The sequence below is a fragment of the Streptomyces sp. NPDC050264 genome (assembly GCF_040655895.1).
GTDB lineage: Bacteria > Actinomycetota > Actinomycetes > Streptomycetales > Streptomycetaceae > Streptomyces.
Window position 1 is genome coordinate 1 of record NZ_JBFAKV010000019.1, and the last position, 13305, is coordinate 13305.

Annotated in this window: 9 protein-coding genes; 6 read left to right on the top strand and 3 right to left on the bottom strand. The window is 70.9% G+C overall.

Features of this window, described 5'->3' with window-relative positions:
- Positions 1 to 117: 117 nt before the first annotated feature.
- Positions 118 to 747 carry an alpha-ketoglutarate-dependent dioxygenase AlkB gene (locus tag AB0J02_RS29100; protein WP_363196763.1) on the bottom strand — a complete coding sequence of 210 codons (630 nt, stop codon included), beginning with the start codon at positions 745 to 747 and terminating at the stop codon, positions 118 to 120.
- 230 nt (positions 748 to 977) lie between these two features.
- Between AB0J02_RS29100 and AB0J02_RS29105 the strand changes: the two genes are divergently transcribed.
- Both AB0J02_RS29105 and AB0J02_RS29110 read left to right on the top strand, forming a co-directional pair.
- The gene (locus tag AB0J02_RS29105) at positions 978 to 2189 is read left to right on the top strand and encodes a pyridoxal phosphate-dependent aminotransferase (protein ID WP_363196764.1); all 1212 of its coding nucleotides are present in this window, start codon (positions 978 to 980) and stop codon (positions 2187 to 2189) included.
- Between the two features lie 119 nt (positions 2190 to 2308).
- Entirely contained in the window at positions 2309 to 2716 is a 408-nt protein-coding gene (locus AB0J02_RS29110) for a hypothetical protein (protein ID WP_363196765.1), read from the top strand.
- Positions 2717 to 2767: 51 nt separating this feature from the next.
- On the opposite strand, the gene AB0J02_RS29115 is transcribed toward AB0J02_RS29110, so the two are convergent.
- Positions 2768 to 4627 carry a phosphoenolpyruvate carboxykinase (GTP) gene (locus AB0J02_RS29115; RefSeq protein ID WP_363196766.1) on the bottom strand — a complete coding sequence of 620 codons (1860 nt, stop codon included), beginning with the start codon at positions 4625 to 4627 and terminating at the stop codon, positions 2768 to 2770.
- A gap of 286 nt (positions 4628 to 4913) precedes the next feature.
- Between AB0J02_RS29115 and AB0J02_RS29120 the strand changes: the two genes are divergently transcribed.
- The 3 genes from AB0J02_RS29120 (at position 4914) to AB0J02_RS29130 (ending at position 7900) form a co-directional block, all read left to right on the top strand.
- Positions 4914 to 5597 (top strand): hemolysin III family protein, encoded by a 684-nt coding sequence (locus tag AB0J02_RS29120; RefSeq protein WP_363196767.1) that lies wholly within the window; start codon positions 4914 to 4916, stop codon positions 5595 to 5597.
- 123 nt (positions 5598 to 5720) lie between these two features.
- Positions 5721 to 7286: an MFS transporter gene (locus AB0J02_RS29125; RefSeq protein WP_363196768.1), complete on the top strand. Its 1566-nt coding sequence runs from the start codon at positions 5721 to 5723 to the stop codon at positions 7284 to 7286.
- Positions 7287 to 7291: 5 nt separating this feature from the next.
- Positions 7292 to 7900 (top strand): TetR family transcriptional regulator, encoded by a 609-nt coding sequence (locus AB0J02_RS29130; RefSeq protein ID WP_363196769.1) that lies wholly within the window; start codon positions 7292 to 7294, stop codon positions 7898 to 7900.
- A 23-nt stretch (positions 7901 to 7923) separates the two neighbouring features.
- On the opposite strand, the gene AB0J02_RS29135 is transcribed toward AB0J02_RS29130, so the two are convergent.
- Positions 7924 to 9954 (bottom strand): thioredoxin domain-containing protein, encoded by a 2031-nt coding sequence (locus AB0J02_RS29135; protein WP_363196770.1) that lies wholly within the window; start codon positions 9952 to 9954, stop codon positions 7924 to 7926.
- A gap of 118 nt (positions 9955 to 10072) precedes the next feature.
- Between AB0J02_RS29135 and AB0J02_RS29140 the strand changes: the two genes are divergently transcribed.
- The gene (locus AB0J02_RS29140; protein ID WP_363196771.1) at positions 10073 to 13285 is read left to right on the top strand and encodes a tetratricopeptide repeat protein; all 3213 of its coding nucleotides are present in this window, start codon (positions 10073 to 10075) and stop codon (positions 13283 to 13285) included.
- Positions 13286 to 13305: the final 20 nt, after the last annotated feature.

Here is a 13305-nt window from a genome sequence, read left to right on the forward strand (position 1 = left end):
CCTGACCTCAACAACCCTGCCACGTCAGGCGATCCGAGAAACGGCGCCTAGGGCCTGCCTTCAAACTCCCCTCTGCCCGGCGATCCCCAAAACGACGCGCGCGACAGGCCCCAGGAATCAGCGCACGCCGCGCGGCCGGAACTGGATGCTGATCCGGGGTCCGGTCGCGCGCGTCGTTTTGGGGATCGCGTGCTCCCAGGTCCGCTGGCAGGAACCGCCCATCACGATGAGGTCGCCGTGCCCGAGCGGTCTGCGCACGGCCGGGGCGCCACCGCCCACCGGCCGCAGCACGAGATCGCGGGGCGCCCCGACCGAGACGATGGCGACCATGGTGTCCTCGCGGTCCCCGCGCCCGATGCGGTCGCCGTGCCAGGCGACGCTGTCGCGGCCGTCGCGGTAGAAGCAGAGGCCCGCCGTGGTGAAGGGCTCCCCCAGCTCGTCGCCGTAGTGCGCGGACAGGTCGTCACGGGCCGCGCCGAGCACGGGGTGCGGCAGCGGCTCCGCCGCCCCGTAGAACTTCAGCAGCCGCGGCACGTCGACGACGCGCTCGTACATCTGCCGCCGCTCCGCCTTCCAGGGGACGCCCACCGCGAGGTGTCCGAACAGCGTGTCGGCCCCGCTCAGCCAGCCCGGCAGCACGTCGATCCAGGCCCCGGCGCCGAGCACGGTGCGCCGCACCCCGGCGAGGGTGCCGAGCGCGGTCTCCTCGGCCTGGTCGAAGAGGGATCCCTGAAGCATGGTTCCCACCCTACCGAACGAATAGAACAAACGCTCGAATGCGATCGCCCGTCGACCTGTAGTGGCTCATCTCACCCCCTCCTCGCGGCCGCGCTTCCAAGCCTCCACGCGGGCCGCACCCCGCATTCCGGAGGCGACCGGCACGCGGTGCCACGGCATCCACGACCGGCCGGGGGCGGACCGGCCCATCAGGGGACAACAGAGCGCGCCGCCGCGAAACACGGCCGTAAAGTCGGAGCATGCAGCTCATCCAGTCGACCAAGCTCGCCAACGTCTGCTACGAGATCCGGGGCCCGGTGCTCGAGGAGGCGATGCGGCTGGAAGCGGCGGGTCATCGGATCCTGAAGCTGAACACGGGCAACCCGGCGGCATTCGGCTTCGAATGCCCTCCGGAGATCCTGGAGGACATGCTCCGCAACCTCGGCGACGCGCACGGCTACGGCGACGCCAAGGGCCTGCTGGCCGCCCGCCGCGCGGTGATGATGCACTACCAGACCCTGGGCGTGGAGACCGACGTCGAGCACGTCTTCATCGGCAACGGCGTCTCCGAGCTGATCGTGATGGCGATGCAGGGGCTCCTCGACGACGGCGACGAAGTACTCGTCCCCGCCCCCGACTACCCGCTGTGGACCGCCGCCGTCTCCCTCTCCGGCGGTACCGCAGTGCACTACCGCTGCGACGAGCAGTCGGAGTGGATGCCGGACCTGGCCGACATCGAGCGCAAGGTGACCGACCGCACCAAGGCGATCGTCGTCATCAACCCCAACAACCCGACGGGCGCCGTATACAGCGACGAGATGCTGCGCGGCATCACCGACATCGCCCGCCGTCACAACCTGCTCGTCTGCTCCGACGAGATCTACGACAAGATCCTCTACGACGACGCGACGCACACGCCGACCGCCGCCATCGCCCCGGACCTGCTCACGCTCACCTTCAACGGCATGTCGAAGGCGTACCGCGTGGCCGGTTACCGCGTCGGCTGGATGGCGATCTCCGGTCCGCGCGCGCACGCGCAGTCGTACATCGAGGGCCTGACCATCCTCGCGAACATGCGCCTGTGCGCGAACATGCCGGGCCAGCACGGTGTCGTCGCGGCGCTCAGCGGCCGCCAGACGATCAAGGAGCTGGTGCTTCCCGGCGGCCGGCTTAAGGAGCAGAGCGACGTCGCCTACGACCTGCTCACGCAGATCCCGGGCGTCAGCTGCGTGAAGCCCAAGGGCGCGCTCTACCTCTTCCCCCGCCTGGACCCCAAGGTCTTCAAGGTCAAGGACGACCGCCAGATGGTGCTCGACCTGCTGCGCGCCGAGAAGATCATGGTCGTGCACGGGACCGGCTTCAACTGGCCGGAGCCGGATCACTTCCGCGTCGTGACGCTGCCCTCGACCCGGCAACTGACCGAGGCGGTCACCCGGATCGGGAACTTCCTGGACGGCTACAGCCAGCCGTGACCCGGCGGGTGGCACGGCACGTCGCAACTTTGGACAGGTTCTAAGTTAGACAGATTCTAAGGTACGATGGAGGCCAAGCTACCGCCCGTCCGGTTGTTCCGGTTGCCTGGAGGCCTCCCATGTACGAGCCGATCCGCACCAAGTCGGTCCACTCGATGGTGGCCGACAGCGACTTCCCGCACCGCTCCCGCGAGGAGGAGCTGGACATCCAGCTCGCCGGACACCTGTCCGCGCTGCTCGCCCTGACCGACGAGCTCCGGCTGGCCTCCGGCGACCGGGAACTGGACTCGGCCGCGGCCGAGCTGGTCACACAGATCACCCGGCTGCGGGGCGGTCACGCGCCGGTCCGTTCCGCCGTGGCGGCCTCTGTCCACGAGCCGCACGTCGCCGCCCTGCACCAGCGGGCGCACGCCCTCGCCGGGCGGGCCCTGGTGGTCGCGGCGTCCCGCGCGGACACCGCCGCCGCGATCCTGGCCGCCCAGCGCATGGAGTTCCACGCGGCCGCCAGTGAGCTGATCGCCGCTTAGGCACGACCGAGCCCCCGCACGTCGTTGTGCGGGGGCTCGATCAGGTCCGGGCTAGCCGAGGCGCCGCACCAGCTTGCGGTACTCGTCCCACAGCTCCTTCGGCGTGTGATCGCCGAAGGTGTTGAGGTGCTCGGGTACCAGTGCGGCCTCCTCGCGCCAGACCTCCTTGTCGACGGTGAGCAGGAACTCCAGGTCGTCGTCGGCCAGATCCAGGCCGTCCGTGTCCAGGGAGCCCTTGGCCGGAAGAATGCCGATCGGGGTCACGACACCCTCCGCCCGGCCGTCGAGGCGGTCCACGATCCACTTCAGGACGCGGCTGTTCTCACCGAACCCGGGCCATACGAAGCGCCCGTTCGCGTCCTTGCGGAACCAGTTGACGTAGTAGATCTTCGGAAGGTCCGCGGCGTCCCTGTCGGCGCCGACCTTCACCCAGTGGGCCATGTAGTCGCCCATGTTGTAGCCGCAGAACGGCAGCATCGCGAACGGGTCGCGGCGCAGCTCGCCGACCTTGCCCTCGGCGGCCGCGGTCTTCTCGGAGGCCACGTTGGCGCCGAGGAAGACGCCGTGGTTCCAGTCGAAGGACTCGGTCACCAGCGGCACCGCGGAGGCGCGGCGGCCGCCGAAGAGGATCGCCGAGATCGGTACGCCCTTGGGGTCCTCCCACTCGGGCGCGATGATCGGGCACTGCGCGGCCGGGGTGGTGAACCGGGCGTTCGGGTGCGCGGCCGGGACACCCGACTCGGGCGTCCAGTCGTTGCCCTTCCAGTCGGTGAGGTGGGCCGGGGTCTCCTCCGTCATGCCCTCCCACCAGATGTCGTTGTCATCGGTGAGCGCGACGTTCGTGAAGACGGAGTTGCCCCAGAGCGTCTTCATCGCGTTGGCGTTGGTGTGCTCGCCGGTGCCGGGCGCGACGCCGAAGAAGCCGGCCTCGGGGTTGATCGCGTAGAGCCGTCCGTCCGCACCGAACCGCATCCAGGCGATGTCGTCGCCGATCGTCTCGACGGTCCAGCCGGAGATCGTGGGCTCCAGCATGGCGAGGTTGGTCTTGCCGCACGCCGAGGGGAAGGCGGCCGCCACGTACTTGCTCTCACCCTGCGGGGGCGTGAGCTTGAGGATCAGCATGTGCTCGGCGAGCCAGCCCTCGTCCCGCGCCATCACGGAGGCGATGCGCAGCGCGTAGCACTTCTTGCCCAGCAGAGCGTTGCCGCCGTAGCCGGAGCCGTAGGACCAGATCTCGCGGTCCTCGGGGAAGTGCGAGATGTACTTCGTGGAGTTGCACGGCCACGGCACGTCCGCCTCGCCCTCGGCGAGCGGGGCGCCCAGCGTGTGCACGGCCTTCACGAAGAAGCCGTCGGTGCCGAGTTCGTCCAGGACGGGCTGCCCCATCCGGGTCATCGTGCGCATGGAGACGGCCACGTACGCCGAATCGGTGATCTCGACGCCGATCGCGGAGAGCGGGGAGCCGAGCGGGCCCATGCAGAAGGGGACGACGTACATCGTCCGGCCCTTCATGGAGCCGCGGAAGATCCCCCCGTTCCCCTCGTTGCCCCGGAAGATCTCCCGCATCTCGGCGGGCGCCTTCCAGTGGTTCGTCGGGCCCGCGTCCGCCTCTTTCTCGGAGCAGATGAACGTCCGGTCCTCGACCCGCGCGACATCGGTCGGGTCGGAGGCGGCGTAGTAGGAGTTGGGGCGCTTGATCGGGTCGAGCTTCCTGAACGTTCCCTTGGTGACGAGCTCCTCGGCGAGCCGCTCGTACTCGGCTTCGGAGCCGTCGCACCAGACCACGCTGTCCGGCTGTGTCAGTTCGGCGATCTCGTTGACCCACGAGATCAGTTCCTGGTGGTCGGTCGGGAGGGTGAGAACGGGGGCTGTGTCGGTCCGGGAGGGGGGAGCCGCGATGTCGCGCGCCACGATCGCTCCTAAATGAGGGTGTTGTGTTGGTTGCCCCGTGGGGGCCGCGACCCGGACGCTGCGCCTCCCGCTCCACTGGAATCCAGTGAGCGCTCATCCGGTGCCGACCGCACTCATTTGATCATCCGACCGTTTCGCCCATCTGTCCAGGGGGCCTCACACTTGAGCGAAGTGAGCATCGCCACTCGGCTCCGCGGGCTTATGGATCAGGGATTCTGGTTAACCCCCGGTGACACTGACGCTCTCCATATCCATCACCTACGGTCGCGTAGGTACGATGCAGGTCATGAGCGTCACCGCGGAGCAGCCCGAAATCCCCCTCGCAGAGCCCTCTTTGCTGAAGCCGAGACTGCGCGGCTGGCTGCACGCGGGCATGTTCCCCGCCGTGCTCGTCGCCGGCCTCTTCCTCACGGCCCTCGCCGACTCGACGCGCGGCCGCGTGGCCTGCGGGATCTTCGTCCTGACGGCCTGCCTGCTGTTCGGCGTGAGCGCGCTCTACCACCGGGGGAACTGGGGGCCGCGCGCGGACGGCGTGCTGCGCCGGCTCGACCACGCGAACATCTTCCTGATCATCGCGGGCACGTACACGCCGCTGACCATGCTGCTGCTGCCCGGCTCCAAGGGCGACACGCTGCTGTGGGGCATCTGGGTGGCGGCCGCGGCGGGCATCGCGTTCCGCGTCTTCTGGGTCGGCGCCCCGCGCTGGCTCTACACCCCCTGCTACATCGCGATGGGCTGGGCGGCGGTCTTCTTCCTGCCCGACTTCATGCGGACCGGTGGCGTCGCCGTGCTCGTCCTGGTGGTCGTGGGCGGGCTGCTCTACAGCGCGGGCGGTGTCATCTACGGCATCAAGCGGCCGAACCCCTCGCCCCGCTGGTTCGGCTTCCACGAGGTCTTCCACTCCCTCACCCTCGCGGCGTTCGTCGTGCACTACGTCGGCATCTCGTTGGTGGCCTACCAGCACGGCTGAGCCCCCTCCCCCCTCCTCACACATGGCCGCGGCTTCCGAGCCGCGGCCATTTTTCGCGTCTCCCCATCCATGAAAGTGACCATAGATTGACAGACCCTACTAACTGACAGCTACTCTCATTTCATGGCTACTGTCACTCAGCAAGTGGAGTCGCGCCCGGATCCCCGGCGCTGGTGGGCCCTCGGGGCCCTGGTCGCGAGCATGCTCGTGCTCGGTTTCGACATGACGATCCTGAACGTGGCGCTTCCGACGATCACCGAGCAACTGGGCGCCACCACCGGCCAGCAGCAGTGGATGGCGGACGCGTACGTCGTGGTCTTCGCGGCGCTGATGCTCCCGGCCGGACTGCTCGGCGACCGCTTCGGGCGCCGCCGGATGCTCATCACCGGACTCGGCGTCTTCCTCGCCGCCTCCGTCGTCGGCGCGCTCGCCTCCGACGTGACCTGGGTGATCGTGGCCCGCGCCCTGATGGGCGTCGGCGGCGCCTTCGTGATGCCGCTCGCCATCTCCGTACTGCCCTCGCTGTTCCCGCGCGACGAACAGACGAAGGCCATCGGCATGATCTCCGCGGCCTCCGCCCTCGGCATGCCCCTCGGGCCGATCATCGGCGGCTGGCTGCTCAACCATTTCTGGTGGGGCGCCGTCTTCGTGATCAACGTGCCCATGGTCGCGATCGGCATCACCGCCTGCCTGCTCCTGCTGCCGGAGACGAGGGACCCGGCCGCACCCAAGGTCGACCTCGTCTCGACCGTGCTCACCGCGCTCGGCCTCGGCACCCTGATCTACGCGATCATCGAGGGCCCCGCGAAGGGCTGGACCGACCCCGTCGTCCTCGGCGGCTTCCTGGCCGCCGTCGCCCTGCTCGGCGCACTCGTGCTGCGCGAACGCCGCAGCCCGCGCCCCATGCTCGACCTCACCCTCCTCACCCACCGCGGCTTCCTCACCAACACCCTCGCGGCGACACTCGGCATGTTCGTGCTCGCGGGCCTGATGTTCGTGCTGCCCCAGTACCTCCAGGCCGTGCTCGGCACCGACTCGCTCGGCACCGGGGTACGGATGATCCCGCTCATGGCCGGAATGCTGGCCGCCGCGAAACTCGCGCAACCGCTCGTCGTCAGGTTCGGGGCGCGCTCGGTGATCTGCGTCGCGCTGGTCGTCCTCGCGTTCGCCGGGTTCCTCGGGGCGCGCACCACCGTCGACTCCGGATACGGATTCACGGCCCTGTGGCTGACGATCGCCGGGGTCGGATTCGCCTTCGCCATGATCCCCGCGATGGGCGGCGCCCTCGCCGCCCTGCCCAAGGACCAGGCGGGCCGCGGCGCCGGACTGCTCAGCACCGTGCGCCAGACCGGCAGCGCGCTCGGCGTCGCCCTGCTCGGCGCCCTCATCGCCGGCGCGTACACGGCCCGGCTGAGCACGGCCGGGCTGCCCGGCGCGGCGGCGGACGCGGCGCGCTCCTCGGTGATCGGCGCACAGGTGGTCGCGGAGAGGCTCGGCGACCGGGCCCTGGCGGCCTCGGCCGACGCCGCGTACGTCCACGGCATGGACCTCGCCCTGGTCGTCATCGCGATCGCGGCGCTGGTCTCGGCGGTCCTGACAGCGACCCTGATGCCCGGCCCGGTCCGCACCCCGGCGAGCGCCGCGTCCGACCCGGAGGTGGCCCCCGTCAGCGCGGATGCCCGACAATGACGGCTATGGCCGCCTCAGCACAGACCCCGGAAGCCAAACTCGGGCTCCGGGAACGCAAGAAGCTCAAGACCCGTACGACGATCCGCGAGGCGACGTACCGCCTGATCACGGACCAGGGGTACGACGCGACGACGGTCGAGCAGATCGCCGAGGCCGCCGAGGTGTCGCCGTCCACCGTGTTCCGCTACTTCCCGACCAAGGAAGACATCGTCCTCACCGACGAGTTCGACCCGATCCTGGAGCGGGAACTGCGGGCACGGCCGGCCGACGAGTCGATCATCGACTCCCTGCGCCACGTCATCGACCGCAGCCTGCACCTCGCTCTGGAGAGCGAAGAACCCGAGGTCTCCCGGCTGCGCACCCGGCTCCAGGTGGAGGTGCCCGCGGTGCGCAGCCGGATGATGGAGTCGATGTCGGTCACCGGACAGATGATCTGCCACGTCCTCGCCGAACGCACCGGACGCGACGCCGGTGACCTGGAGGTCCGGGTCTACGCGATGTCGGTCGTCGGCGCCCTCATGGAAGCCACCATGTACTGGGCCGAGCACGGCCACGAGGGCGACCTGCGCGACCTCGCGGTGAAAGCCCTGGACACCCTGCAGAACGGGCTGTGACAGCGGGCCGCCTGCTCTTGCCGTTATTGCTGCGCCTGAGTCAAAATCCGCTCCAGCCGGTCGACATCCGTCACGGGCGCATCGCATACGAAGTGGCGGCACACGTACGCGGTGTCGTGCCCCTCGACGCGCGGCCGGCCGACGAGCAGCGGAAGCTCGTCACTGCCCTCGGGGCCCGCGGCGACAACCGCGCCCGGCGCGGTCGCGGTCAGCGCCGTGTGCTGCATCCGGCCGCCCACCTCCCCCACGACGGCGATCTCGCGCGGCCCGTCGAGGAGCGCCTCGGCGACCGCGAGCCCGTTCCCGATGAACCGCGGCGCACGCGGGCCGAGCGCCTTCACCACGCCCAACGCCCGCTCCGCCGCGCTCCGATGAGGTTCGGAACCCGTGTGCGCGGCATACGAGAGCAGCGCCCCGGCCGCGGCCGTCCACCCGGAGGGAGTCGCGTTGTCGGTGGGGTCCTGCGGCCGCCTGATCAGCTGCTCGGCGTCGACGGCGGTGTCGTACAGGGCGCCGCTCTCCCGGTCCACGAACCGGTCGAGAACGTGGTCGAGCAGGAACCCGGCGAACTCCAGCCACACCCCCTCACCGGTCACGGACGCCAGCGCCAGGAAGCCCTCGGCGACATCGGCGTAGTCCTCCAACACCCCGCTGTTCTGGCCGATATGACCATCCTTGCTGGTACGGGAGAGCCGGGCCAGGGGGTCCATGTGCAGCCGCACGAGGAGATCGCCCGCGCACACGGCGGCGTCCACGAGGTCCTGCCGCCCGAAGTACGCGCCGGTCTCGGCGAGGGCTGCCACCGCGAGCCCGTTCCACGCGGCCACGACCTTGTCGTCCCGGCCCGGCGCGGGCCTCTCCTCGCGCGCCACGTGCAGCCGCTGCCGAATCCGCTCGATCTGTTCCCCGTCGAACACCCCGTCCTGCTGCGGCAGTTGGAGCACCGAGGCGCCCTCTTCGAAGGTCCCCTCCGCCGTCACCCCGAAGTACCGGGCGGCGACGGCCCCGTCCTGCACGCCGAGCACCTCGTCCAACTGCTCCGGCGTCCACACGTAGAAGGCGCCCTCGACGTGCTTGCCGCTCGCCGGGTCCTCGCTGTCGGCATCGAGCGCGGAGGCGAACCCGCCCTCGTTCGTTCGCAGTTCCCGCACCATGAAGTCGGCGGTCTCCAGGGCGACACGCTTGGCGAGCTCCGAGCCGGTCGAACGCCACAGATGCGCGTAGGCCCGGCACAGCAGCGCGTTGTCGTACAGCATCTTCTCGAAGTGCGGCACCGTGAACTCGCGGTCCACCGAGTACCGCGCGAACCCGCCCCCGAGCTGGTCGTAGATCCCGCCGCGCGCCATCCGCTCGCACGTGTCGACGGCCATCTGCAGCGCGCCCTCGGCGCCGGTCCTGGCGTGGTGCCGCAGCAGGAACTCGATCACCATGGACGGCGGGAACTTGGGCGCCCCGCCGAACCCGCCGTACGTCGCGTCGTACTCCCGTGTCAGCCCGAGCAGCGCCTGCGCCAGCTCACCCTCGCCGGGCACCTGCGCGTCCCCGAAGGACAGTTCACGCCCCGCGAGATCCGCGGTGATCTTCGCGGCGACCTCGGTGACCTCGTCCCGCCGGCCCGTCCACGCGTCCCGGACACCGCCGAGGACCTGGGTGAAGGAGGGCATGCCGTGCCGGGGCTCCGGCGGGAAGTACGTGCCGAAGTAGAACGGCTCGGCGTCCGGGGTGAGAAAGACGGTCATGGGCCAGCCGCCCTGACCGGTGGCGGCCTGGACGGCCTCCATGTAGACGGCGTCGACGTCGGGGCGCTCCTCGCGGTCCACCTTGACGCTCACGAAGTTGTCGTTGATGACGGCGGCGGTGGCGTCGTCCTCGAAGGACTCATGTGCCATGACATGGCACCAGTGGCAGCTCGAATACCCGACGCTGAGCAGCACCGGCACCCCCCGCCGCCGCGCCTCCTCGAAGGCCTCGGCCGACCAGGGCCACCAGTCCACCGGGTTCTCGGCGTGCTGGAGGAGGTAGGGGGACGTCTCATGGGCCAGTCGGTTCGGCATGCCTCCATCCTCACCCATGCCCGTCACGGTCGTGTCTTTGATCGCCGGGCCTCTCGCGCCTTCACCCCATACGCAGGACACTTGACCCGAATCTGACGCAACCGGAGGGGGACCGAAGATGCGAGACAGCCATCGGGCGGAGGCCGAGCGGCTGTTGGCCCGGGCCGTGGAAGAGGAGGTCAGGCGCTCGGGCGGGCGGACGGACGGGGGTGTGCTGCTGTCGCGGGCCAAGGGTGCGCTCGACGCGATGGGGCAGACCGCCGGCGAGGAGTACGCGGCGTACACCAGGGCGCTCGACGAGGCCGCGGCGGGACAGATGTCGTTCGGGGAGCGGTTCGCCAAGGAGGGCGGGTCGACTCCGTTGATGGTGGCGGGGGTCGGGGCCGTCACCGCGGTCGTGGCCGACCTGGCGTTCGGGGCGGGCACCGGGGTCGCCGTGGGTACCGGGGCCGCGGTCGCCGTGCTCGGCGCGGCCGCCACCGTCGCCAAGGTGACCGCGTCGCATCTGCCTGCGGCGAGTCGCAGCGCGGGCGCCCTGAACCAGCCGGGCGGGCCCGAGCAGCTGCGTCTGCAGTGGCTGACGGCGCTGGAGGTGCGGGGCATCCGGCCGTTCCTGGACCAGCAGCGGGTGCTGGCGGCCAGTACGGGTACGACGAAGAAGTCGGCGTCGCCCGGGATGCGGCGGACCGACAAGAGCGCGGCCGCGCGCCGCAGGAGCGTGCTGGAGCAGTCGTTCGGTCAACTCCCGGACCCTGAGGGGCCGTTCGCGGGGCGGCGGACGGCGATGGCGCGGATCGCGCAGTGGGTGCACGCGGCGCGGGCCAGTACGGAGACGCGGCCGACGGTGGTGGTGCTGCACGGGGCGCCGGGTTCGGGGCGTACGACGCTGGCGGTGCGGGCGGCGCACGAGTTGCGGGACCAGTTCCGCGGGGCGTGTGTCGTGGATCTGCGCGGGGACCGGGCGGACGCGGCGCCGCTGGCGACGCGCGACGCGCTGCTGCACCTGCTGAACCGGCTGGGCGCGCCGCGCGAGCAGTTGCTGTTCCGGGAGCGCTCGTCGCCGGATCAGCAGGTCAAGCGGTTGAGCGAGCTGTACCACCAGCATCTGACCGGGCTGCCGGTGACGATCGTGCTCGACGACGCCGAGGACGCGGAGCAGGTGCGCACCCTCGTGCCCGAGCGCTCCGACAGCCTCGTCATCGTCACGGCGCGCAAGCCGCTGGAGCTCGGCGGGGCCACCCCGGCCTGGGTGCACCAGTTGCCGGTGGAGGCGCTGGACGCGGCGGGCGCGGAGGAGCTGTTGCGGGACGCGGCGGAGGACGGGAGCGGTCCGTACGACGCCGAGTCGACCGATGAGGTACGGGAGTTGTGCGGTGGTCTGCCGCTGGCGCTGCGTATCGCGGGTTCGTCGATCGGGCCGCGTACGACACGTCAGCTTGCGGCGGATCTGAGCGCGTACGGGCCGGTGGAGCCGGTCGAGCGCGTCCTGTGGCTGCGGTACACCGACCAGTCCGACGCGGCCCGCCGGCTGTTGCGCAGGCTGGCGCTCGCCGGCCGGGCCTCGCTCGGCGCGGCGGCCGCGGCGGCGCTGCTCGCGGCGGACGAGTCGGAGGCCACCCGGCATCTGACGGCGCTGTCCCGCGCGGGCCTGATCGACCACGTGCGGGGCAGCCGCTACCGGCTGCACGATCTGGTGCGTTCGTTCGCGCAGGCCCGCCTCGCGGACGAGGAGGAGCCGGCCGAGCGCACGGCGGCGCAGGAGCGTCTCATCCAGAACTACGCGGAGCTCGCGGACTCGGTGATCCGGCTGGTGGACGGCAACATGTCCACGCGCGCCGGGCAGCCGGGGCCGCACGGCTTCACGTCGCTGGACGCGGCGCTGCGCTGGCTGGACGACGAGTCGAGCTTCATCACGGCGGCGCTGCGGCACGCGGAGGGCGTCAACCAGGAAGCGGTCCTCGGGCTGCTGGGCGCGCTCTGCGACTACTGCCTGCTGCGGGGCGACCTCTACCGCCTGGGTGAGATCAGCGAGTTGACGCAGGCCATCGACCAGGGGCTGCTCGTGCGCTCGGTCCAGTGGCGTACGGGTATCGCGGCCCGTCAGCTCGGCGAGCTCGACAAGGCGCGTACGACGCTGTCGTCGGTGGTCGATCTGTACCGGGAGGCCCATCACCAGGCGGGCGAGGCCCGTGCGCTGTGTTCGCTCGGCATCACGTTGCACCACCAGGGCCAACTCGGCGACGCGGCGGCCAAGTTGACGGAGGCGCTTGAACTCCAGACGACGCCGGAGACGAAGGGGGACCGCGGCTGGACGCTGCACGCGCTCGCGGCCGTCGAGCGCGACCGCGCCCATGTCCGAGAGTCCCTGGCACTGCTCACCGACGCGCTCGCCCTGCACCGGGAGAACGAGTCGCTGCACGGCGAGGCCTGGGCCCACTTCCAGCTCGGGCAGTTGCGGTTGCGCATGGGTGACGTGCCGCGCGCGGACGCCGAGCTGCGGTCCGCACTCGACCTGTACGGCCGTACGCGTGACAGCCGTGGCGAGGCCTGGGCGCTGACGCAGCTGGCGCGGGCGCGGCTGGTCGGCGGGGAGGCGTCGCCCGCGGTCGACGGGCTGCGTCAGGCGGTGTCCCGGCACCGCGACAACGAGGACGCGCGCGGGGAGGCCTGGACGTACTACTACCTGGGCCAGGCCCTGGAGGAGGCCGGGAACCTCGATCAGGCGGTGCGTGAGCTGGAGCGTTCGCGCACGATGTTCTCCCGGATGCGCGATGTGTACGGGCTCGCGTGCGCGCGGCACCACTCGGCGCGGGTCACCCGCGACCAGCGGGCGGCGCAGACGGGTTCGCTGCGCAACTCGGGGTTCGCCCGTCAGCTGCTGGTCGATGCGCGTGCCGACTTCCAGCGCATCGGTGTCGCGCACGGCGAGGCGTGGACGTGCCTGGAGCTGGCGGTCGTCGACGCGGGCAACGCCCGGCTCCAGCAGGCGGTGACGCTCTGCGAGGAGGCGGGTGCCCTGTTCGCGTCCTACGGGGACCGGCGCGGGGAGGACTGGGCGACGTTCTTGCGCTGCACTCTGCTGCCGTACGCCTCGCCGGGCGGCTCGGAGGTCGGCACGGCGGTCGCCCAGGAGGAGCTGTCCCAGCTCGCCCGCACCGTCAACCCCGCCCGTGACGGCAAGCTCGACGACTACGTGGGCGCGTATCAGCTGCTCCTGGAACGGGGTGTGGAGCTGGACGCGGGGTGGCAGGCGTGGCGGCTCGGCATGGTCCCGAACCGGCACGCGCGGGACGTGATGGGGGTGATCGTGCGGGCGGCGCCGGGGCTGTGAGCCGGCACGGCTCGCGTACC

What these genes read in the sequence shown, in the direction of transcription:
- AB0J02_RS29105 (WP_363196764.1), top strand. Translation starts at nt 978, where the DNA reads ATGCAGCTCATCCAGTCGACCAAGCTCGCCAACGTCTGCTACGAGATC.
- AB0J02_RS29110 (WP_363196765.1), top strand. Translation starts at nt 2,309, where the DNA reads ATGTACGAGCCGATCCGCACCAAGTCGGTCCACTCGATGGTGGCCGAC.
- AB0J02_RS29120 (WP_363196767.1), top strand. Translation starts at nt 4,914, where the DNA reads ATGAGCGTCACCGCGGAGCAGCCCGAAATCCCCCTCGCAGAGCCCTCT.
- AB0J02_RS29125 (WP_363196768.1), top strand. Translation starts at nt 5,721, where the DNA reads ATGGCTACTGTCACTCAGCAAGTGGAGTCGCGCCCGGATCCCCGGCGC.
- AB0J02_RS29130 (WP_363196769.1), top strand. Translation starts at nt 7,292, where the DNA reads ATGGCCGCCTCAGCACAGACCCCGGAAGCCAAACTCGGGCTCCGGGAA.
- AB0J02_RS29135 (WP_363196770.1), bottom strand. Translation starts at nt 9,954, where the DNA reads ATGCCGAACCGACTGGCCCATGAGACGTCCCCCTACCTCCTCCAGCAC.
- AB0J02_RS29140 (WP_363196771.1), top strand. Translation starts at nt 10,073, where the DNA reads ATGCGAGACAGCCATCGGGCGGAGGCCGAGCGGCTGTTGGCCCGGGCC.